This is a genomic window from Vibrio sp. S12_S33 (assembly GCF_963889785.1).
Classification (GTDB): domain Bacteria; phylum Pseudomonadota; class Gammaproteobacteria; order Enterobacterales; family Vibrionaceae; genus Vibrio; species Vibrio aestuarianus.
Genome location: NZ_CAWPQZ010000014.1, coordinates 1 through 21,745 on the forward strand (window position 1 = coordinate 1; position 21,745 = coordinate 21,745).

Genomic DNA, 21,745 nt, shown 5'->3' on the forward strand with positions numbered 1-21,745 from the left:
CATGCTCATTCATCACTTTCCATAACCGCTCGATTGGATTTAAATTTGGACTGTAAGGTGGTAAGTAATTAAGCTCGATATTGAGCACTTTTACCGCATTTTTCACCAGCCTTGACTGATGATAGGCTACGCCATCAAGAATTAAGTGTACTTTTTGTTCCAAAGGGTAATGCTCCTTTATTGAGCTTCCAGAAGAAATGAACGATGCTCTCGCTGTTTATCGTGTCATACGTTTCTGTCACCATCGCGCCAATATTTTGAAGTGGTAACGCTCCGGTGATATTAAGGCGAGTTCGACTGCATGTTGTCTCAATCACTTTGTTTTGGCCTTTTCGTATCCAGCCATAACTGAGTTTTGTTGATTGCGTAGGATGAACGGCGTCCATGAACAACACGGGGTCTTCGCTGTTTCTTAGCGTCTCGTTGTAATGTTCGATAAAGGCTTGCTGTATCTCTGGATTAAACTTGTGTGGCACATCTTTCGGCTTTTTATATGAGAAGCCGTGATGATGTAGCATTTTCAGGTTTAAGTTTTTCAGAGAGAACATAATCACTGAGATGACGAGCTACGGTTGATTCGTGAATGCGAAGAACTTGAGAAATCATAGCTTGACTCCAACCTTCAGACGCGAGTAAAACCGCTTTGATGCGGTCACGCACTCGACCATCACGAGTTGAATCGTGCATCATTTCGAGTTGTTGTTTCTGTTGAGGAGTCAGTATTATTTTCATGGCGCGTAGCATGATCCTGATTTTATGAGAAATCAAGCATCTTCAATGATTGCAGGTATAGAACATTCTCGTCATCGTAGCTTACATGGGGTCATGCTGAACTTGCTTGGAAGCTTAATCACTTACTGTTTAAAACCAGAAAAGCCATCACTCAACATCACCAATACTGAAAAGTCTGGGTTGATGGCGATGGCTCAAACCGATCTCAGGTTACATCCCCTTCTTACTCAGCTGTCATACGCTGAAACTCTTGATCAAATAGAAGCGCTACTGCCTTGGAACTTGGCTAAAGACTAGATCGTTGAGATTGGACGATGAGTTATGCTGAGTAATGAGCGCTTACTGATGATTGACGTAACTCAAATCTATCAAAATCGATTTTTAGCTATATGCTTTACTCAAAAAAATTGTGACAGGATTAACAAAAACCCCCCAAATCAAACGAAAAAGAGAATTTTTTTCTACAAATAGGAGTATTTGAATAAAAAAAGGCAAAAAAAATCTCTCAGAGATCTCGTATTGTGTAGTTATTAAGTAAAAACAACATCAGCCTTATTTTTTAGCGTATCAGGCTGAAAAGACTCACTACTGCTTGTCTCGATACTTTGAGGCACTGCGACTAAAGGTATAATCATGAGAACTGAACTTTGGCATGGGTTTATCCAATTAATTAACAAAGAAATCGTACCAGCACTAGGATGTACAGAACCAATTTCTATTGCGCTTGCAAGTGCTATCGCAGCACAGAAACTTATTGGAGAAATTGAGGCGATCTCAGTTAGTGTATCGCCAAACCTGATGAAAAATGGAATGGGCGTCGGTGTTCCAGGAACAGGAATGGTTGGTTTATCGATCGCTGCAGCTATTGGGGCAATAGCAGGAGATGCGCATGCAGGATTAGAAGTACTTAAAAACATTACCCCTTTAGATGTTTCTAAAGCAAAAAAACTACAAGATTCAGTTTCTGTTGAGTTAGCTGATGTTAAAAATGTTATCTACACCAAAGTGATCGTGAGCAATAGTAAGCATCGTGTTGCCGTTACAATAGCCGACAGCCATACAAACGTAGTTTCTATTGAAGAAGATGGTATGGTCACTTATAACAACTTACAAAATACAAACGAGAACTCTGCGCCTAAAGAGCACCCAATGCAGGATGCCTGTGCAAAAGATATTTTTGATTTCGCACTTAATGCTCCGTTAGAACAAATCAGTTTTATTGAGCAGGCTTATCAGCTTAATAATGAATTATCACTTGAAGGCCTAAAAAGTGATTACGGCCTTCAAGTCGGTGCAACCTTTAAACGAAATATTGAAAAAGGCTTACTTTCAAAAGGCTTGATGAACGATATTCTCTGTCGAACTTCTGCCGCTTCTGATGCGCGCATGGATGGAGCAATGAAACCAGCCATGAGCAATTCAGGCTCGGGAAACCAAGGTATTTCAGCAACTATGCCCGTCGTTGTTGTAGGTGAACACCTAAAAGTTGATAAAGAAAAAATGATTAGAGCACTAATGCTCTCTCATTTAATGGCCATTTATATCAAAAGTTACCAAAACAAACTATCGGCCTTATGCGGAGCAACCACTGCTGCCATGGGTGCTGCTGCAGGTATGACTTTTTTACTTGGCGGTAACTTCAAACAAATCAGTGATTCAATATGTAACATGATCGGTGATATCGCTGGGGTAATTTGTGACGGAGCAAAAGCCAGTTGTGCGATGAAAGTATCCTCTTCAGCAGGCGCGGCTTTTAAAGCAACTCTGATGGCTCTGGATGGTAACCGAGTCACAGGCCAAGAAGGCATTGTGTCAGATAACATCGATGATTCTATACGCAACCTTTCAAGTTTGGCCAATGGTTCAATGATTCAAACAGACATTCAGATTTTAGAAATCATGGTCAATAAATAATATCTTTGTGAATAAGGTAATTTTCCACACATGGAAAGTTACCTTATTTATACACGTGATCATTGAAGATGCTTGATTTCTCAAGCTCTTCGTATTCACGAATCAACCGTTGCTCGTCATCTCAGTGATTATGTTTTCTCTGAAAAACTTAAGCCTGAAAATGGTGGTAGCTAAAGCCGACTTTCTGCTGGGCAAACCATGCTACTTATCGAACATCTGGCTGAGAAAACGTACTTTCATACCCACCAAATTGTCGCTTATGTACAGGCTGAGTTTGGTATCTGTTATACCGTTGCTGGAATGAACAAGTGGCTACATCACCACGGCTTCTCATATAAAAAGCCGAAAGGTGTGCCGCACAAGTTTGATCCAGAGATGCAGCAAGCCTTTATCGAACATTACAACGAGACGCTAAGAAACAGCGAAGACCCCGTGTTGTTCATGGACGCCGTTCATCCTACGCAGTCAACAAAACTCAGTTATGGCTGGATACGAAAAGGCCAAAACAAAGTGATTGAGACAACAGGCAGTCGAACTCGTCTTAATATTATCGGTGCGTTACCACTTCAAAATATTGGCGCGATGGTGACAGAAACGTATGACACGATAAACAGCGAGAGCATTGTTCGTTTCTTCTGGAAGCTCAAAAAGGAGCATTATCCTTTGGAGCAAAAAATTCACTCGTATCCAGAATTACGGATAACTTTCAGATTTTGAAACCTGCATCTCCAAGTTGAACGGGTATATATTAACTTTCAAATTCAGGTGAAAGATAATGATAGTGGCAGAGGACCATAGGAGCTTTACGGTAAAATTTAAATTGAGAAAATTAATGGTCAAGATGTAGATCTAACGGTTTGGGAACGAGGTGAGAATAATTACATAGAAACTAATACGTTGAAGGTTGAACCTCCCATTCCTTTTTTTGCACAAGAAACGAGTTATAACTATATAACCATTTCTGGCGCGATCTGGGATTATGATAGCGCAGGTAATAATGATCGTCTTTGTAATTTAAATAAGAATGTGGAATTAAAACAAAGTTATTTGAATGAAAATATTTATGATGTTTTTCAAGGGGGGAAGGGGATTGTCGATATATAAATATTACGAGATTTGAGCTTGTAAGTGGTTAAATATGATTTTTTATTGTCAGTGATTTTTTTCGCTTACATCATTGTCTATAAAAGATAGCAAGTGCTTTTATTTGGAAAATCATTACTATTCCACGAATGGAATATATTTAAGTAAAGTCAGATAAAAGAGCAATTTATATACAGAACTTAGAACGGAAAGTATTAAATAGACTACTCAAGTTTTGTGCTGAACCTGTCAACAAACCGCTAGTGATCAAAAAAGTTTGGGGTCACTTGAATGTTAGTGATTAGTCGCTTACGCGTTACACCTATGGTTTTCGCAAGTTTTTTCGATGATAACGGTAAAGGTATCAAGACTACCTATTCCAAAGGTTACTTGCTACATTCTGTTGCTCCTGCCCTTACATCTTTAGCTGAAAAGCCATTTCAAGACTGACGCTTTCAAGGTAAACTCGTGCTTGCAGCACCAGTTTTATCTTCCCATGTATGGTTAATTCACCTGACTTTTTTCGAGCATAAAGCCCTATGACAGAGCTCTATTCTATTTTTTCGCAAACCATTAAGCGTTATTACCAACCGACAGGTAAGTTAGTACTTGGTTTTAGTGGTGGTGTTGACTCGCGTGTTCTGTTGGAGTTACTTGCCCAGTATAAAGAAAGTCATGACTGTGAATGTTGCGCAGTTTATGTACACCATGGCTTGAGCGAGAATGCGGATCGATGGGCGGAGCAGTGTCAGTTGTGGGCGCAAGCGCTAGCGATCCCATTTTTTATAGAAACCGTTAAATTGGATCAAAACAGCGGAGAGAGCATTGAATCTTTGGCGCGAGCGGCGCGTTATCAGGCATTGGCGAAATACATTACAAAGCATGATCTACTGTTAACGGGCCAACATGCTGACGATCAAATCGAAACGTTTTTGCTAGCGCTTAAACGTGGTAGTGGGCCGAAAGGCTTGTCTTCTATGGCGCAATGCATGCCGTTTGGTGATGGCTCTATCGTTCGACCGCTGCTTAGTGCAACTCGCGCACAAATAGAAGCTTATGCACAGCTTAAACAGTTAGAGTGGGTGGAAGATGAGAGCAACCAAGATACCCGCTTTGATCGCAATTTTATTCGCCATCTGGTGACCCCCGTTCTTACCCAGCGCTGGCCCCATTTCCAGCAAGCAGTTTCTCGCAGTGCTCAATTGTGCGCTCAGCAACAACTCTTGCTAGAAGAACTTTTGCAAGAGGCTCTGCATACCGCGCAAATGGCAGATGGGAGCTTATCAATTCATCACCTTTCACTACATAGTGAACTGGCTCGAAGCCAATTATTGCGAATGTGGTTAGCTGTTTTAGGCGAGCCTATGCCAAGTAAAGAACATTTGGCGATGATCTGGCAGCAAGTTGCGTTAGCTCGCCTTGATGCTAACCCATGTCTGAAACTCGGTGAGAGTGAAATTCGTCGCTTTGATCAAAAGCTATATTGTGTCCAAACTCAGCAAGATGTTTCGCAGTGGCGCGCGCCTATAGGGCTTAATCAAGCAGTTGAGTTGCCAGATGGCTTGGGCGTACTGCACTTAAAAGCTTTGGAGCAAGATAATCAAGGTGGGATTGCGCTTGCAGGCAAGCCACAAGAGTTATGGATAAGCTTTGATCCACAAGGGCTTAGCGCTTGCCCTGTGGGGCGCGTTGGTCGTCGTAAATTGAAAAAACTGTTTCAGGAATATGGTGTGCCAAGCTGGTTGCGCCGTAGAACTCCGATATTGATGTATCGTGATCAAGTTGTTGCGGTTGCAAATTTGTTTGTTGATCGTGATTTCAGTGGGCAAGATTGTGAATTTAGCTGGGACAAGTGAACGCTTTTGATGCAAAATTCGTATAAAACGCATAATTAATATGGACATAAAGGTGGAGCAATGAAAAAAATCGCAATGGGAGTGGTTATCGGCTTAGGTCTTCTTAGCGGTAATGCTATGGCGGGTGATGCCGCAGCAGGTCAAGCTAAAGCAGCGGTATGCGCTGCGTGTCATGGTGCCGATGGTATTGCTGTTATCCCCGGCTATCCAAATCTTAAAGGACAACATGAGCAATATCTTGTCTCTTCTATTAAAGCGTATAAAAACAAAGAGCGCACAGGCGGGTTAGCGATGGTAATGCAAGCACAAGCGTCCATGCTCAGTGATGCTGATATTGATAACCTCGCGGCTTACTTCGCAAGTTTAAAATAATCTCAATACATTTATTCAATCAGCCCAAGCATTGCTTGGGCTTTTTATTGATTGTTTTTTTTTGCTAGCAGATAATGCCAATCATTGAAGACAGTTTAAGGGATGAACATGAAAAAAATTGAAGCCATAATTAAACCATTTAAGCTCGATGATGTACGCGAAGCGCTTGCTGAAGTTGGTATCACAGGGATGACGGTTTCTGAAGTGAAAGGTTTTGGTCGTCAGAAAGGACATACCGAGTTGTACCGTGGTGCTGAATACATGGTCGATTTCTTGCCAAAAGTGAAGCTTGAAATTGTGGTTAGTGATGATGTAGCAGACCATTGTGTCGAGACTATTATTGAAACGGCGCAAACGGGTAAAATTGGTGATGGTAAAATCTTCATTACTAGTGTTGAGCGTGTGGTGAGAATTCGTACCGGTGAAGAAGACGAAGACGCTATTTAATTTATCTAGAAAAGGAGCGATTCGCTCCTTTTTTCTCCTATTTATCTCTTGTTTCTGGTTCACATCACGTGGCTAAAATCATGAAGAAAAAATACCTTATTGTCTTACCTGTGTTTGTTGCTCTTATTGCCATGGTGAGTTTTTTCTTTATCTTCACCATCCCTAGCCAGCCGCAAATACTGACAATCAATCATCAAAATAGTGCATCACCTTTAGTGTGCTACGACAACCCCAATGCTCAGGTTATTGATGCTAACGGGCAGCTAGAGTTACTGGTTTGGAATATCTATAAGCAAAATAAAGTTAATTGGCACAGTGAGCTAGATAAATTCAGCCAATCATCTCAACTGGTATTACTCCAAGAAGCAAGCATGACGGAAACATTGAAATCTTGGATTGTCGAACGTCAATGGGGAGGAAACCAAGCCGCTGCCTTTCGTGTATTTGGTGAGTCTGCAGGGGTGCTGAATTTGTCAAAACAGATGCCGAGTCACGCCTGTGCTTATACCGAAGTTGAACCTTGGTTGCGTTTACCTAAATCGGCCATTTATGCGCTGTATCGTTTAAGTGACGGGCAATCATTAGCAGTTGTGAACTTGCATGCGGTTAATTTTACTTATGGTACAGATGAATACGCTAACCAGTTATCAACTTTGATAAGCAAGTTAGATGAGCACAAAGGGCCGGTGATTGTGGCGGGAGACTTCAATAGTTGGAGTGAGCAGCGCATGACGGTGATGAAAACGGCGTTACAAGGCGCAGGGATGCAAGAGGTAATATTTAGCCCTGATAACCGCATCCAGTTTGTCACCGGTTTAGTACTTGATCATGTCTTTTATCGTGGGCTTACGGTAATAAACGCAAAAGCGCCGCAAACCGACGCTTCTGATCATAACCCTATGCTGGTGCACTTTAGCTTATAACAATGTAGAGCGCCCAAATCACATAGTAACCGATCCAAGGCAGTGCAGATATAGCCAAAGCTTGCCCACGTTCCAGTTCAGTCCAAGCGCCCACTGCGGCATACCCTAGCACAATATACCAAGGTAAAAGCAGAGGAAAAGAGCTGGCAAACTGAGACCAATCGTTTGTCAGAGGTAGCTTGAGTAAACCATTCAAACTGTTTAAGTCTGCGGCGTAAGTCATCACTTGGCCATGCTTTAGCAGTAGGCTAGCGTAGCTGGCTAAGTCGCCCAACACGGCAGGGAAAGTGATGACGGCACCTGCGGCAAACCAACGCCAAAAGCCATGTAGGTGCTGACTTTGTTTGGTGGCTAAATGGAACCAGAAGGCCAGCATGAAAATCGTGACTGTACGACCAATCATATCGCTGATGATTTCACTGGCCATTAAGGTATTTGCATCCAACATCTCTAGTTGAACTGGGTTTACCACCGTCAATTGTGGTGCAAGTGCTGCTTTTAGCCATTCGAAGTTGACGATATCAAAATAAGCACCCCAGAATAGAAATGGGCTCAAAATCAAAAAGATATAAGGCTGCCAGCCCCACATTCCTCGTTGATAAATGGCAAGGAAACAAGAGGTTGGTGAACGGAATATATCCACCAACATGGTTAAAGGGTTGCTAGACGGGTTCATACACTGACCTTAGTAACGTTGACATAGAGTTTAAGTTTTTGACCTAGTTTTAGGTACTTTTGATTCGCAAGATCATTCCAGTTAACGATGTCATGACTTTTCACTTTAAATTTGTTCGCGATACCACTTAGCGTATCGCCAGAGCGAACTTGGTAAAAGACGGTACGGATAATCGCGCCATCACTGCTATTTTTCCAAATAACCAGTTTTTGGCCGATTTTTAATGTGTCTCGTGGCCCCATGCCATTCCATTTTGCCAATGACTGGTGAGAAATGTTGTGTTGCTTTGCAATGCTCCAAAGGCTGTCACCACTGGTAACGGTATGCGAGAGTTTGTATTTACCTCGCGCCATTGATTGGGTTTTGGCTAGGCGGTTGTTGACACTCAGCGCGTAAGCTTTTTCATCTTTCACCGAAGTGGGGATCATCAAATATTGTCCAGTACGGATACTATTGCTGGTGAGGTTGTTTGCTGTTTGAATCACTTTAGTGGTGGTGCAGTGCTGCTGCGCAATCACACTCAAGCTATCTCCCGATTTAACCTTATAGCGCACCAGTTTCATTCCCTTGCCACGGTTTTGTTGCACTTTTTGCATGAAAGTATCCGCTTTATCAACTGGGATCAGTAATTGGTACGGGCCTGTTGGGGAAGTCGCCCACTGATTATAGGCTGGGTTATAGCTTTGTAGCTCTTTCACTGTCATGCCGGCATAGTTAGCGGCAATGGCAAGATCAAGCTGCTCTTGTGGGTCGACTAATTCCAGTACCGGTTTGTTCGGGATTGCTGGAATGGTAATACCGTATTTTTCTTGATTGGCGATGATGTCTGCAACAGCAAGCAGTTTCGGCAGATAGCCTGTGGTTTCAGTTGGCAGATCTAAGGAAAAGAAATCGGTAGCTTTCCCCACTTTTTGATTTTTACGAATTGCGCTTGAGATACGACCACCACCACTATTATAGGCGGCAATTGCGTGATTCCAGTTACCGTCAAAACGTTTATTAAGATAAGTCAGATAATCTAAAGCGGCGTCGGTGGCGGCATCGACATCTCGGCGGCCGTCATACCAAAAGTTTTGCTCTAAACCGTACATTTCCCCTGTACCTGGTACAAATTGCCATAAGCCCGCCGCGCTGCCGTGCGAGTATGCAAAGGCATCAAATGAACTTTCGACTATCGGTAATAAGGCTAGCTCTAGCGGTAATCCGCGCTGTTCAATTTTCTCCGTAATTAAATAAAGGAAAGGTTCAGCACGCTTAGAAACCGTTTTGAGATGGTTAGGATGCTTAAGATACCAAGTACGGTAGTAATTAACGGATTTGTGCTCGGGGATATCCATCGAGAGCTGCATCGCAATACGTTGCCATACATCTTTTTGTTGTTGTGGGGTAACGACCTTTGGGAGCACTTTTGCAGGTTGCACCGATTTATTCGCATGAATACGGTTGGTGGATGTTTGAACTTGAGGGCTATTGGCCTCTTCGGAGTTTGGTGAGGTAGTTTGATCTACTGGCTGGGTGATTTGGCATCCGGCTAATAACAGCACTACCACCCAGCTAAATTGAACTCGCATGTATAACAGCCCTTTGACTAAATGGCAGCTGATAATACTTGTCATTTTATGGCGATGACAAGCAGCAAATCGTTAAAATTCGTTCTTCCACTCACGTAATGCGGTAAAGATTGATTGAGGATCGGTTTGTAGGGTGCGATTGGCGACCGATTTCATCACACTTTCTTGTTGCGTACGTAAAAAAGGGTTGATTAATTTCTCTTGGCGAATGGTGGTTGGCACTGTTGATTGTTGCTGAGCTCTAAGACGATTAACTTGGTCACGATACTGATGTAAGTGATCGTTATCAGGTTCGACTGCAAGTGCAAATGCCACATTACTGGCTGTGTATTCATGGGCGCAATACACTTCAGTTTCCTCAGGTAATGCGGCTAGTTTATTCAGTGAAGTGAACATTTGCTCCATAGTGCCTTCAAATACGCGACCACAACCCGCGGAAAAGAGTACGTCGCCACTGAATAGTTTTGCGTCCCCCACGTAACCAATGTGTCCATTTGTATGTCCTTCGAGGCCTAGCACCATAAATACTTCATCAAATAGTTCTATTTGGTCTCCCGCTTCAACTGGGTGAGTTAAAGTGGGAATCGGTTCATTCACTGGGCCCACGACATTTATATTGGGGTGCTGGCGAACCAATTCAGGCACACCACCAATGTGGTCATGGTGATGGTGGGTAATCAGAATTGCTTCAAGGGTTAATTGATGCTCGGTGAGGTATTGCAACACCGGAGCAGCATCGCCCGGGTCGACAACTGCACAACGCTGATCGCTATTTTGGATCAGCCAGATGTAATTATCATTAAATGCGGGTATGCTTTTGATCTGTAACATGAGTATCTCCAGTCACCGAGGTGAAATAGGTTATCGATGAAGCCAGCACGTAGCGAAAAGAAGTTAGATAAACCTCACTCTTGGTCTCAGCTTAAAAATGGCCAGTGGGTCAGTGATTCTATTCAAACTCGGCTTGATGAGTGGTGCCCAAAATTGTTTGGCTACCATATGCTTAAGCTCGGTGGTCTTAGTTGTGAGCTTGCCAGTTGCAACTGCAATATTCAACATCAAGTTAATCTTGATATAAAAAATCCATTACATAACGTCATTGCAGATAGCTATGAACTTCCATTTCTAGAAAAGAGTTTCGATGTGGTGATGTTGGCGCATCAGCTCGATTACTGTGATGACCCGCACCGCGTGTTGCGAGAAGTCGATAGAGTGATGATTGACGATGGTTACATCATTATTACCGGCTTTAATCCGATAAGTTTTACTGGTATAGCTAGTTTTATGCCATGGCGTAAACGCAACCTTCCTTGGAGCGGGAGAATGTTTACGGCAAGCCGCATCAAAGATTGGCTGAGTATTTTGAATTATCAAGTTATCGCGTGTGATCAATACGCATTGTTTCCGATGCAAAAATATCAACCGATGTGGACATGGCTCGAAAACAGTATCGGAGACTGGGCGTCTCCATTTGGTAGTTTGTACTTTATTGTCGCTCGTAAACGGACTTATCCGCTTAAACCGATTAAGCCGCATTGGCATTTGAAGCGACGCTTCTCTCCAGTTGGGGTGAACTATCGCTTAAAGAGCCAAAATCAAAATAAAGCGTAATATGGTTTATTCGTTGGGCTGATAACCCGTATCTTCTTCGGTAGGATTTTCGGCAGCCGCGCGTGCTAATTCATCGCATATTTCATTTTCGCGATGACCTGTGTGACCTTTGACCCATCGCCAATCAATCTCGTGGCGGGTGCTTTCTTTGTCTAACAATTGCCATAAATCTGCGTTTTTGACTGGTTTTTTATCTGCCGTTTTCCAACCGCGCTTTTTCCAGTTGTGGATCCACTGGGTTATTCCTTGACGTACGTATTGGCTATCGGTCGTTAGAATGACATGACATGGCTCTTTAAGTGACTGCAACGCAACCACCGCAGCTAACATCTCCATTCGGTTGTTGGTTGTCAGTGTATAGCCTTTGGCTAAGGTCTTTTCGGTCTGCTTATAACGCAGGACAATGCCATAGCCACCGGGGCCGGGATTACCCAAGCAAGATCCATCAGTGAAAATTTCCACTTGTTTTGTCATGATTTGGTACTATTAGGTTACGCACATTATCGGCATAGTCTGACATAGATATCCTTATGAATACTAGTAGCAATTCAGAATCTCAACGTATCGTTGTTCTCGATACGGAAACCACGGGTATGAACCGTGAAGGCGGTCCTCATTACGAAGGACACCGAATCATTGAAATTGGTGCTGTGGAAATTATTGACCGGAAACTGACCGGTCGTCATTTTCACGTCTACCTAAAACCGGATCGTGAAATCCAGTCCGAAGCGGTGGAGGTTCATGGTATTACCGATGAATTCTTGGTTGATAAACCACTATATCGAGAGGTGCACCAAGAGTTTTTAGATTTCATCAAAGGGGCTGAATTGGTTGCTCACAACGCGCCCTTTGACGTTGGCTTCATGGATTATGAATTTAGCAAACTTGATCCACGTATCGGTAAGACTGAGCAATATTGTAAAGTGACCGATACTTTGGCAATGGCCAAGCGTATTTTCCCCGGTAAGCGCAATAACTTAGATATTTTGTGTGACCGCTACGGTATTGATAACTCACACCGTACCTTGCACGGCGCTTTGCTCGATGCCGAGATCTTAGCCGACGTCTACCTGTTAATGACGGGGGGGCAAACCTCATTGCAATTTAGTGCAGGAACTCAAAGTGATGGCAGTATGGGAGGAGAGTCAATAAAACGTGTCGCTGCTGGGCGGAAAAAGCTAAAGGTTTTGCACGCGTGTGCCGATGAATTACAAGCACACCAAGAAAGATTAGATCTGGTAGAGAAGAGCGGAAGCTGCCTTTGGCGTCAGTAGGAGAAAATATGTTGAGGATAATGGCGGCTTGTTTAGGGCTGATATGGAGTATTGGTGTTTTTGCTGAGAGTGAATCCTCAATATCGTTGCTCGATAATCGTTTTCGGGTTGATCCGACCATTACGCAAATTACTTTTGTGATTTATCGCGAACCCGCTTCTCAGCCTGTGGTGTTGGTGCGTCCGGACGGTAAAAAGTATTATGCGGGGCGACATGAAGACAATATGCGTTGGTATCAAGAACCTAGCATGGATATTATTTCTATCGATACACCTATGCCGGGGCCTTGGCAGGCGATAGGTAAAGTGTCGCCTAAAAATAACATCAAGTTAATTTCTCATCTCCAACTCAATACCGATGTGTTTCCAAATCGTCTTTATCACGGTGAGGAGATCAAGTTTACTGCTCGCTTGAGCTCTGATGGCCAGCAGCTTAAGTTGCGAGACTTTTTAGACAGAGTTAACTTAAAGGTCACGTTTACCAAATATGTCGAAAATGAAGATGAGTTGGCGAAAGAAGCACGCCCCATTCCTGATGTGATCGGTGAGTTTAGCGATGATGGCCGTGGTTTAGATGAATACCCCGGTGATGGTGTATTCACCGTTGCGTTACCAATTACTCCTCAACCTGGCAAATACCGTGTGCGAATTACATCTGGCAATGGTGTGTTTTTACGTGCGCAGGAACAAGAAGTCTTGGTTTATCCAGCACCGATATTAACCACTTTTATTCAATCTCGAGTTGATGGAGAGCCGCACCAGGTCGTTTTTTCAGGCGAGCAAGGGATGATTGAGCCCGGCTCAATTGCGGCACATATTGAGCATTCGGATATCTATGATGAGCGGTTTGTTGCTGAAAGTCAGTCCGCTGAAGATGAATTAAAACTGAGCCTAGATATACCCAATGAAGGTGATAATGGGAATTATCGTTGGTCAGGTAAATTGTATGCTACCGATCTCTCGAATAAGCGACCGCTGTATTTTCCAATAGCTGAGCGAACTTACAGTGTGGTTGATGATGTCAATATTGCTGAAACGCGGCGTTTACAACTCGAAGAAGAAGCAAAACAGCGTCAGATAGAGCAAGAAGAGCTGATCATTCAAATGCGTGAAGAGGCGACGAGTCGTAGCATTATGATCATCGCTATCGGTAACATGGTGGCAATCCTTTTAGGGCTATTGATATGGTTTATCATGCGCAAACTGAAAGCAAGGAAAGCACTGCAACCTGAGTTGCAATTGAATATGCCCAAGAAATAACACCGTCGGAGTCGGTATAAATTAGAAATAGGTTGTTTTAGTTACAAGACAAGGGGCGCTTAGAAAGCGCCCCTTGTCTTTTATCAAACATGAATTAGGCAACTTCACCCATCGCTGGGTATTGTGACTTTGCGGCGAGTTCCTCTGACGCAAAATCATCCACATTAATGGTGTATAAACGATGAGCTTCCGCCTCAGTTAATAGCTGTGCTTCTTGCTCTGTGAGAATTTTCTGTTGCAAACCAATGGCGGCGACTTCATCTAAACGCAAGAATGGGCGACGTTGATTGGTTATCGAACATACTTTATCGAACAACGGCTCTGCACGTAAAATAACCTCTAGTGCTTGTTCAATCTTACCTGCTGCATTATGTGCAGTTGGGGCAAGGTATTGATTGCGGCCAATGCGGGAGCGAGTTTCACTCGGTGTTTGTAGAATCTGTGCTACTTTGCTGTCTAGCTTGTCGTTTGGCGCTTTACGGACACGACCAATTGGCATTAGCAACACGCGCAGTACTTTTCCAATCACCTTGTTCGGAAAGTTAGCTAAGAACTCGTCAATGGCGACTTCAGTTTGCTTCAAGCTGTCTTGTAACCCCCAATGTACTAAAGGCAAATCTTCAACCGGACGACCATCATTTTCAAAGCGTTTTAGTGTTGCTGAGCTTAAGTAAAGCTGGCTTAAAATATCACCAAGGCGTGCCGATAAACGTTCTTTACGTTTGAGTGAGCCACCAAGTACTGCCATTGAAATATCAGACAGTAACGCTAAGTTTGCGCTGTAACGGTTCAATTGTTGGTAGTAACGCTTGGTTGCATCACTGGTTGGAGCTGATGAGCCTAACCCATCGGTGATACCAAACCAAATGCTGCGTACTAGGTTACTCATAGTAAAGCTAACGTGTCCTGCGAGAGCTGCATCAAATTTTTCAATTGCGTCAGAATTTTGCGAATAAGCGGCATTCATCTCTTCCAAAACATAAGGGTGACAGCGGATAGCGCCTTGACCAAAGATGATCATCGAACGAGTCAGAATATTTGCCCCTTCGACTGTTACTGCAATCGGTGCGCCTTGGTAGCTTCGTGCTAAAAAGTTTGAAGGACCAATGCATATACCTTTACCACCGACAATGTCCATCGCATCGATGATGCTGCGTTGGCCACGATGAGTACAGTGGTATTTAACAATGGCCGAAATAACCGATGGTTTCTCACCTAAATCAATACCAGCAACAGTTAGGTTACTTGCTGCATCCATTACATAAGCATTACCACCAAGGCGGGCTAATGGCTCTTCAATTCCTTCCATGTGGCCAATAGGCTGTTTAAATTGGCGACGGATACGTGCATACGCGCCCGTTGCTAATGCTGCGGTTTTAATACCACCAGTTGAGTTTGATGGTAGGGTAATGCCACGTCCGACAGAAAGACATTCCACCAACATACGCCAGCCTTGGCCAGCCATGCTTGGGCCACCAATAATGAAATCAAGCGGTACGAAAAGATCATTTGCGCGCGTGGGGCCATTTTGGAAAGGTACATTAAGTGGAAAATGGCGATTACCAATTTCAACCCCTTTCAAGTGGGTTGGGATTAACGCACAAGTAATACCTAGTTCTTGGGTTTCCCCCAATAGGCCGTCTGGGTCGCGCAATTTGAAAGCTAATCCCAATACGGTAGCAACAGGAGCTAGGGTGATATAGCGTTTGTTCCAAGTTAAGCGCATGCCCAGCACTTCTTTTCCTTCCCATTTGCCTTTGCAAACCACGCCAAAATCAGGAATGGAGCCTGCATCTGAACCCGCTTCTGGGCTAGTTAACGCAAAACATGGGATCTCTTTACCTTCAGCAAGTCGAGGTAAGTAATGGTTTTTTTGTTCTTCAGTACCATAGTGTTGCAGAAGTTCACCTGGGCCTAATGAGTTTGGTACACCAACGGTGGATGAAAGTACTCCCGATACACCTGTAAGTTTTTGCAGTACGAGCGATTGAGCATAAGCTGAAAATTCTAAGCCACCATATTGTTTCTTAATGATCATGGCGAAGAACTTGTTATCTTTTAAATATTGCCAAACTTCAGGAGGAAGGTCTGCCAGTTCATGAGTGACTTGATAGTCGCTGACCATGGCACACACTTCATTCACTGGACCATCAAGAAAGGCCTGTTCTTCTGTACTTAGTTTTGGCGCGGCAATCTTGTGTAGTTTGTCCCAGTTTGGTTTTCCTTTGAACAGATCTGCTTCCCACCAAACAGTACCGGCGTCTAAGGCTTCTTTTTCTGTCTGTGACATGGCAGGAAGAACTTTTTTAAATAGTTTCAGTGCTTTTTCGCTGATCAGACTTTGGCGAATAGAAGAGATAGCAAAGACTGCAATAGCGGCGAGGTAAAGTACCCAGCCGATAAACCCAGCGTAGTCAAAAACCGTTAACGCAATCATAGTAACGGTTAATGCCGTTAAGGCAGTAAAGAGTGAGGTTCTGTGGTAGAGGCAAATACCGAGTACAGCGATAAAGCCAAGTGTAGAGAGCAAGATATCCATAATATGTTTCCCTTTAAGACGGAATGTATTTTGTTATACGTCTTGATTTTTGAAAGTGGTCTAACCAGTGGTAATTGTAATCAGAATATTAATGAAATGTAAAACCTTATATTGTTCAAAAAGTGATCCATGTAGAGCAAAAAATCTAAATAATCCAATGTATCCATGACTTTCTACGTATGGAATGAACAGAAAAGGACAATTCTTGAAGTGGAACTCTCGACAGAGCAAATGGTTTGGGTAAACTCAAGTTTGTTACTGGCTCTAAAACAAGAGTTCATCTGTAAGCAGATTAAAAAGAGAATATACCTATGTACCAGGATTTGATTAAAAGTGAATTAACGGAAGCTGCTGACGTTCTGAATAAGTTTCTCAGTGATGACCATAATATTGCTCAAATTGGAGCGGCGGCAAAGCTGATTGCTGATTCATTCAAACAAGGTGGCAAAGTTCTATCTTGTGGTAATGGTGGGTCACATTGTGATGCGATGCATTTTGCTGAAGAGTTAACGGGGCGTTATCGTGAAAATCGTCCTGGTTACCCTGGCATCGCTATTTCTGATCCAAGTCATTTATCATGTGTGAGTAATGACTTTGGTTATGATTTTGTATTTTCTCGTTATGTTGAAGCGGTAGGTGCAAAGGGGGATGTATTATTTGGTCTGTCTACTTCAGGTAACTCTGGTAATATCTTGAAAGCCATTGAAGCGGCGCAAGCTAAAGGCATGAAAACCATTGCTCTAACCGGTAAAGATGGCGGCAAAATGGCGGGCTTGGCGGATGTTGAAATTCGTGTCCCTCATTTTGGTTATGCTGACCGTATTCAAGAAATCCATATTAAAATTATCCATATCATTATCCAATTAATCGAAAAAGAAATGGCGTAATTATCTGAATTATTCAGATGCAACCTAAGGTTTAAAGAAGGGAGTGCGTTAAACCATGTGTGAATTGCTCGGTATGAGTGCCAATGTGCCGACGGATATTTGCTTTAGTTTTACTGGGCTGATTCAACGTGGAGGCAATACAGGTCCACACCGTGATGGCTGGGGAATTACTTTTTATGAAGGAAAGGGTTTTCGGACGTTTAAAGACCCAAACCCCAGCTTCCAGTCCAAAATTGCAGAGCTGGTCCAGAGTTACCCGATAAAAAGCCGGGCGGTCGTTAGCCATATTCGTCAAGCGAATCGTGGTGGCGTAAATTTGGAAAATACTCATCCCTTCACGCGAGAGTTGTGGGGGAAATATTGGACATTTGCTCATAATGGACAATTAGCTGATCACCAGCAGTTAGAAACTGGGCGTCATCGCCCCGTTGGTGAAACAGACAGTGAGCAGGCATTTTGCTGGTTATTAAAGCAATTGGAAGCGCGTTATCCAGAACCACCACAGGACATGGTTGGGATGTTTCGTTTTGTTGCGCAATGTTGTGACCAATTAAAAGAAAGAGGCGTATTTAACATGCTGCTTTCGGATGGGGAATACGTGATGTCGTATTGTACGAATCACCTTTATTGGATCACCCGTCGTGCGCCATTTGGTAAAGCCAGCTTGCTTGATGAAGATGTTGAAATCAACTTTCAAGAAGAAACAACACCAAACGACGTGGTTTCTGTGATTGCGACACAACCTTTGACGGGGAATGAAATGTGGCAGCGAATGAAACCAAGCGAGTATGCGATTTTTCACTATGGTGAGTGTATTGATAATAATGCCTCAGCGTTAGTTGATGTGCCGTTTGCAGCGGCTAAACCTGGGTGTCAGGCAGCGATTGAATCTCTGAATTAAATGGTATTCTCATTGCTCAACAAAAAAGGGTTGCTGTTATGCAACCCTTTTTACTTTCTAATTTTTTGTTCAACTTAATCGAACGCGTAGCCATGCATACCAAGTTGTTTTCCATCGAGGTAAGCTTTACCTTCACGCATTTCTAAACGTTCTTCAACAAACCATTGTGCCACTAAAGGGTAAATTCGATACTCTTGGGTTTGCACTCTATCCGTCAGTGTTTCAACCGTATCTTCGTCAAAAATAGGTACCTTTGCTTGCAGGATAACAGGCCCGCCATCAAGCTGCTCTGTGACAAAGTGAACACTGGTTCCATGTTCTTCATCACCAGCATGAATCGCGCGTTGGTAGGTGTTGAGACCAGGATATTTCGGTAGCAGCGATGGATGTATATTGAGCATTCTTCCTAAGTAGTGACGAACAAATTCACTGCTCAGAATGCGCATATAACCGGCTAGAATGATTAAATCAGGTGCGTATTGGTCTATTTGTTCCATTAATGCGAGATCAAACGCGTCACGCGTATCAAAAGCATTGGGGTCAATATGTACCGCTGCTGCACCTGCTTTTTTAGCTCGTTCTAAGCCATAAGCAGTTGCTTTGTTTGAAAAAACGGCCGTAACCTTGCCATCTTTAATCTTCGTTTCACACGCGTCGAGGATAGCCTGTAAGTTGGTACCATTTCCTGAAACTAAAACAACAATACTTTTCATAGGTTATTTGATCTCTACTTGCTCTTCACCAGATTGAGCTTCAGCAATATGACCGATAACCCATGCGTTTTCACCTTCTGCTTGCAGTAATTTAACCGCAGCATCGGCTTGTTCAGGTGGTAGTGCAACGATAAGACCGACACCACAGTTGAAAGTGCGGTACATCTCGTGAGTTGTCACATTACCCTTTTCTTGAAGCCATTGGAAAATGATTGGCCATTGCCAACTGTTTCCATCAATAACGGCTTTGGTTCCTGCTGGTAAAACGCGAGGAATGTTCTCCCAAAAGCCACCACCAGTAATGTGTGAAATTGCGTGAATATCGTGTTCTGCGATCATCTTAAGCGCTGATTTGATGTAAATCTTGGTTGGTGTCAGTAAGTGCTCACTAATGCTTTTTCCTGCTAACTCTTCATTTTTATCTGCGCCAGAGACTTCTAAGATCTTACGCACTAACGAGTATCCATTTGAGTGGGGACCGCTTGAACCTACCGCAATCAATGCATCACCTGCCGCCACTTTTGAGCCGTCGATGATGTCTTCTTTTTCCACGACACCGACACAAAAACCAGCGATATCGTAATCTTCGCCTTCATACATACCAGGCATTTCTGCGGTTTCACCACCAATTAACGCACAGCCAGCTTGTACACAACCATCGGCGATACCAGATACCACGTCCGCTGCGGTATCTACATCTAATTTGCCGGTTGCGTAGTAATCTAAGAAGAAGAGAGGCTCTGCACCTTGGACGATTAAATCGTTCACACACATAGCTACGAGATCAACGCCAATCGTGTCGTGCTTTTTCATATCCAAAGCGAGGCGCAATTTAGTGCCTACACCATCAGTGCCGGAAACCAAAACAGGGTGTTTATATTTTGTTGGCAGCTCACAAAGCGCACCAAAACCACCAATACCACCCATTACTTCAGGGCGACGAGTGCGTTTTACGGCACTTTTAATGCGTTCAACTAGTGCATTGCCTGCATCGATATCTACGCCTGCATCTTTGTAGCTCAGAGATGTGTTATTACCGCTCACGGGGAAGTCCTCGTTTAAGTTGGATATGAAAACGGCGCTATTCTAACAGGGCTTAAAACAAAAAGGAAAACGTTTGCGTCAGTTTTTTGTTTATAATTGGCACTGAAACCAATACAAAATGTGTGTATAATCCGCAGGTTTATTTAAATATTGCCGGAGATGGAAATGAAAGTTGTTGAAGTGAAGCACCCTCTAGTTAAACACAAACTTGGGTTAATGAGAGAAGGGGAAATCAGCACTAAGCGTTTTCGTGAGCTAGCGACAGAAGTCGGTAGCCTGCTTACTTATGAAGCGACATCTGATTTTGAAACAGAAAAAGTGACCATTGAAGGTTGGAATGGCCCTGTTGAAGTTGATCAAATTAAAGGCAAGAAGGTTACGGTTGTGCCAATTTTGCGTGCAGGCCTTGGCATGATGGATGGTGTTCTCGAGCACATTCCTAGTGCACGAATCAGTGTGGTAGGTGTTTACCGCGATGAAGAAACATTAGAACCAGTGCCTTATTTCAATAAGTTAGTTTCTAACATTGAAGAGCGTATCGCGTTAGTCGTTGACCCAATGCTGGCGACTGGTGGTTCAATGATCGCAACGATCGATCTTTTGAAAGAGCAAGGCTGTAATCAGTTTAAAATCCTAGTATTGGTGGCGGCACCTGAAGGTATTGCGGCTCTTGAAAAAGCTCACCCAGATGTAGAACTATACACTGCTGCGATTGATGAAAAACTAAATGACAAAGGTTACATCGTTCCTGGTTTAGGCGATGCTGGTGATAAGATTTTTGGTACCAAGTAATTGAATGACAAAGGGGAGCATATCGATGCTCCCCTTTGTTTTACTTAATTCTAAAAATTAATGATTACTTTTTAAGACCGAGCGTACCCGTTGTACGTTTAGCGGGTGCTTTATCATTGTTACTGCCTTGTCTTGCATCATTATTCCATGACTTATTGCTAGCCGATGTAGTACGAGAGCCTTTGCCTTTTTTAGAATTTGGCGCATGGCGATATTCATCAGCATTATGACCTTTAAAGGTTCGCGTTTTTTGGTTACGACGCGCTGTTGAGGTTTGATTCTCTTCGCGGCTATCGTAAAGCTTAGCATCGGTTGCTCTGCGAATGCGTTTTCCTTGCGCGTCTAATTTTGATGCGTCTTCAGTGCCACTTGAACCTTCACACATCGCCAGAATTTCAGCCACTTCATTATCAGACAGGTAACGCCATTTGCCATTTGGAATACCATCTAAACTGATGTTCATAATTCTAACACGGCGCAATTTAAACACTTCATAACCTAGTGCTTCACACATACGACGAATTTGACGGTTCAAACCTTGAGTTAACACGATACGAAATGAGAACTTAGTTTCTTGCGTCACTTTACAGGGCAAAGTAACGGTATCGAGAATTTCAACACCGGAAGCCATTTTCTTTAGAAACTCATTGGTGAGCGGCTTATCTACACGTACCACGTACTCTTTTTCGTGGTTATTTCCTGCGCGTAGAATCTTATTCACAATATCACCGTCATTGGTGAGAAAAATTAAGCCATCAGAAGGTTTGTCGAGGCGGCCGATAGGAAAAATACGTTGGCGGTGACCGATGAAGTCAACAATGTTTCCCGGAATATCACGTTCAGTCGTACAGGTAATGCCAGTCGGTTTATTTAATGCGATATAGATAGGTTTTTCTTTGGATTTTAGTGGCTTGTCATCAATGCAAATGTCATCATCTGGCTGCACTTTGGTGCCCATCTCTGGCAGTTTACCATTGATCGTTACCCGACCTTGTTCAATCAATTTATCAGCTTCACGGCGTGAGCAGTAGCCAGTTTCACTGATGAATTTATTTAGGCGTTTTTCAGTTTGTTGCGACATGTTGTTCTCCTAACGTTTCCCAACGGCGGTTAAAAAAGAAAGCAACACTGAAGTGTTGCTTTGGATGGCG

General features: G+C 43.2%; 20 protein-coding genes and 3 pseudogenes. 14 read left to right on the plus strand and 9 right to left on the minus strand.

The features are described from left to right. Positions 1 to 732: pseudogene (locus AACW06_RS08570) on the minus strand (IS630 family transposase); the annotation flags it as partial. Positions 733 to 780: 48 nt separating this feature from the next. On the opposite strand from AACW06_RS08570, the pseudogene AACW06_RS08575 reads away from it, so the two are divergent. The 8 genes and pseudogenes from AACW06_RS08575 to AACW06_RS08610 all read left to right on the plus strand — a co-directional run. Then, positions 781 to 927: pseudogene (locus tag AACW06_RS08575) on the plus strand (IS982 family transposase); the annotation flags it as partial. A gap of 438 nt (positions 928 to 1,365) precedes the next feature. Continuing rightward, the gene (locus AACW06_RS08580) at positions 1,366 to 2,646 is read left to right on the plus strand and encodes an L-cysteine desulfidase family protein (RefSeq protein WP_192074755.1); all 1,281 of its coding nucleotides are present in this window, start codon (positions 1,366 to 1,368) and stop codon (positions 2,644 to 2,646) included. 72 nt (positions 2,647 to 2,718) lie between these two features. Beyond that, positions 2,719 to 3,327 (plus strand): annotated as a pseudogene (locus AACW06_RS08585) (IS630 family transposase); the annotation flags it as partial. A gap of 216 nt (positions 3,328 to 3,543) precedes the next feature. Beyond that, positions 3,544 to 3,750 (plus strand): hypothetical protein, encoded by a 207-nt coding sequence (locus AACW06_RS08590; protein WP_192074756.1) that lies wholly within the window; start codon positions 3,544 to 3,546, stop codon positions 3,748 to 3,750. A gap of 518 nt (positions 3,751 to 4,268) precedes the next feature. Further along, entirely contained in the window at positions 4,269 to 5,585 is a 1,317-nt protein-coding gene (gene tilS / locus AACW06_RS08595) for a tRNA lysidine(34) synthetase TilS (protein WP_192074757.1), read from the plus strand. 60 nt (positions 5,586 to 5,645) lie between these two features. Continuing rightward, positions 5,646 to 5,957 (plus strand): c-type cytochrome, encoded by a 312-nt coding sequence (locus AACW06_RS08600; protein ID WP_192074758.1) that lies wholly within the window; start codon positions 5,646 to 5,648, stop codon positions 5,955 to 5,957. Between the two features lie 108 nt (positions 5,958 to 6,065). After that, positions 6,066 to 6,404, plus strand: a complete 339-nt coding sequence (glnB, locus tag AACW06_RS08605) for a nitrogen regulatory protein P-II (RefSeq protein WP_168521350.1) — start codon at positions 6,066 to 6,068, stop codon at positions 6,402 to 6,404. Between the two features lie 80 nt (positions 6,405 to 6,484). Beyond that, on the plus strand, positions 6,485 to 7,327 hold the full coding sequence (locus AACW06_RS08610) for an endonuclease/exonuclease/phosphatase family protein (protein WP_192074759.1): 843 nt from the start codon (positions 6,485 to 6,487) through the stop codon (positions 7,325 to 7,327). On the opposite strand, the gene AACW06_RS08615 is transcribed toward AACW06_RS08610, so the two are convergent. From AACW06_RS08615 to gloB, 3 genes are all read right to left on the minus strand, one after another. Beyond that, positions 7,317 to 8,003 carry a YIP1 family protein gene (locus tag AACW06_RS08615; RefSeq protein WP_192074760.1) on the minus strand — a complete coding sequence of 229 codons (687 nt, stop codon included), beginning with the start codon at positions 8,001 to 8,003 and terminating at the stop codon, positions 7,317 to 7,319. The two genes, AACW06_RS08610 and AACW06_RS08615, sit on opposite strands and share 11 nt — an antisense overlap. Beyond that, the gene (locus AACW06_RS08620) at positions 8,000 to 9,574 is read right to left on the minus strand and encodes a lytic transglycosylase (protein WP_192074761.1); all 1,575 of its coding nucleotides are present in this window, start codon (positions 9,572 to 9,574) and stop codon (positions 8,000 to 8,002) included. Before AACW06_RS08620 ends, AACW06_RS08615 begins: the two co-directional genes overlap by 4 nt. 72 nt (positions 9,575 to 9,646) lie before the next feature. Beyond that, the gene (gloB, locus tag AACW06_RS08625; protein ID WP_053310949.1) at positions 9,647 to 10,405 is read right to left on the minus strand and encodes a hydroxyacylglutathione hydrolase; all 759 of its coding nucleotides are present in this window, start codon (positions 10,403 to 10,405) and stop codon (positions 9,647 to 9,649) included. Between the two features lie 36 nt (positions 10,406 to 10,441). On the opposite strand from gloB, the gene AACW06_RS08630 reads away from it, so the two are divergent. After that, positions 10,442 to 11,185 (plus strand): class I SAM-dependent methyltransferase, encoded by a 744-nt coding sequence (locus AACW06_RS08630; protein ID WP_192074762.1) that lies wholly within the window; start codon positions 10,442 to 10,444, stop codon positions 11,183 to 11,185. A 6-nt stretch (positions 11,186 to 11,191) separates the two neighbouring features. Here the strand turns inward: AACW06_RS08630 and rnhA are convergent, their stop codons facing one another. Then, entirely contained in the window at positions 11,192 to 11,659 is a 468-nt protein-coding gene (gene rnhA / locus AACW06_RS08635; protein WP_192074763.1) for a ribonuclease HI, read from the minus strand. A gap of 56 nt (positions 11,660 to 11,715) precedes the next feature. On the opposite strand from rnhA, the gene dnaQ reads away from it, so the two are divergent. Together dnaQ and AACW06_RS08645 are read left to right on the plus strand one after the other, a co-directional pair. Continuing rightward, positions 11,716 to 12,459 carry a DNA polymerase III subunit epsilon gene (gene dnaQ, locus AACW06_RS08640; protein WP_053310952.1) on the plus strand — a complete coding sequence of 248 codons (744 nt, stop codon included), beginning with the start codon at positions 11,716 to 11,718 and terminating at the stop codon, positions 12,457 to 12,459. Between the two features lie 8 nt (positions 12,460 to 12,467). After that, positions 12,468 to 13,718: a TIGR03503 family protein gene (locus AACW06_RS08645; RefSeq protein WP_192074764.1), complete on the plus strand. Its 1,251-nt coding sequence runs from the start codon at positions 12,468 to 12,470 to the stop codon at positions 13,716 to 13,718. A 94-nt stretch (positions 13,719 to 13,812) separates the two neighbouring features. Here AACW06_RS08645 and fadE read toward each other — a convergent pair whose 3' ends face one another. Continuing rightward, positions 13,813 to 16,257 carry an acyl-CoA dehydrogenase FadE gene (gene fadE, locus AACW06_RS08650; RefSeq protein ID WP_192074765.1) on the minus strand — a complete coding sequence of 815 codons (2,445 nt, stop codon included), beginning with the start codon at positions 16,255 to 16,257 and terminating at the stop codon, positions 13,813 to 13,815. Positions 16,258 to 16,568: 311 nt separating this feature from the next. Between fadE and lpcA the strand changes: the two genes are divergently transcribed. Further along, a complete protein-coding gene (gene lpcA / locus AACW06_RS08655; RefSeq protein ID WP_053310955.1) occupies positions 16,569 to 17,144 on the plus strand; it encodes a D-sedoheptulose 7-phosphate isomerase in 576 nt (191 codons plus the stop codon). A gap of 55 nt (positions 17,145 to 17,199) precedes the next feature. Beyond that, positions 17,200 to 18,045 (plus strand): class II glutamine amidotransferase, encoded by an 846-nt coding sequence (locus AACW06_RS08660; RefSeq protein ID WP_192074766.1) that lies wholly within the window; start codon positions 17,200 to 17,202, stop codon positions 18,043 to 18,045. A gap of 74 nt (positions 18,046 to 18,119) precedes the next feature. Here AACW06_RS08660 and purN read toward each other — a convergent pair whose 3' ends face one another. Together purN and purM are read right to left on the minus strand one after the other, a co-directional pair. Beyond that, positions 18,120 to 18,758, minus strand: a complete 639-nt coding sequence (purN, locus tag AACW06_RS08665; RefSeq protein WP_053310957.1) for a phosphoribosylglycinamide formyltransferase — start codon at positions 18,756 to 18,758, stop codon at positions 18,120 to 18,122. A gap of 3 nt (positions 18,759 to 18,761) precedes the next feature. Further along, positions 18,762 to 19,802, minus strand: a complete 1,041-nt coding sequence (gene purM / locus AACW06_RS08670) for a phosphoribosylformylglycinamidine cyclo-ligase (protein WP_192074767.1) — start codon at positions 19,800 to 19,802, stop codon at positions 18,762 to 18,764. A 165-nt stretch (positions 19,803 to 19,967) separates the two neighbouring features. On the opposite strand from purM, the gene upp reads away from it, so the two are divergent. After that, complete coding sequence (upp, locus tag AACW06_RS08675) at positions 19,968 to 20,594, plus strand: uracil phosphoribosyltransferase (RefSeq protein ID WP_053310959.1); 627 nt, start codon at positions 19,968 to 19,970, stop codon at positions 20,592 to 20,594. Positions 20,595 to 20,658: 64 nt separating this feature from the next. Here upp and rluF read toward each other — a convergent pair whose 3' ends face one another. Next, positions 20,659 to 21,675 carry a 23S rRNA pseudouridine(2604) synthase RluF gene (gene rluF, locus AACW06_RS08680; protein WP_192074768.1) on the minus strand — a complete coding sequence of 339 codons (1,017 nt, stop codon included), beginning with the start codon at positions 21,673 to 21,675 and terminating at the stop codon, positions 20,659 to 20,661. Positions 21,676 to 21,745: the final 70 nt, after the last annotated feature.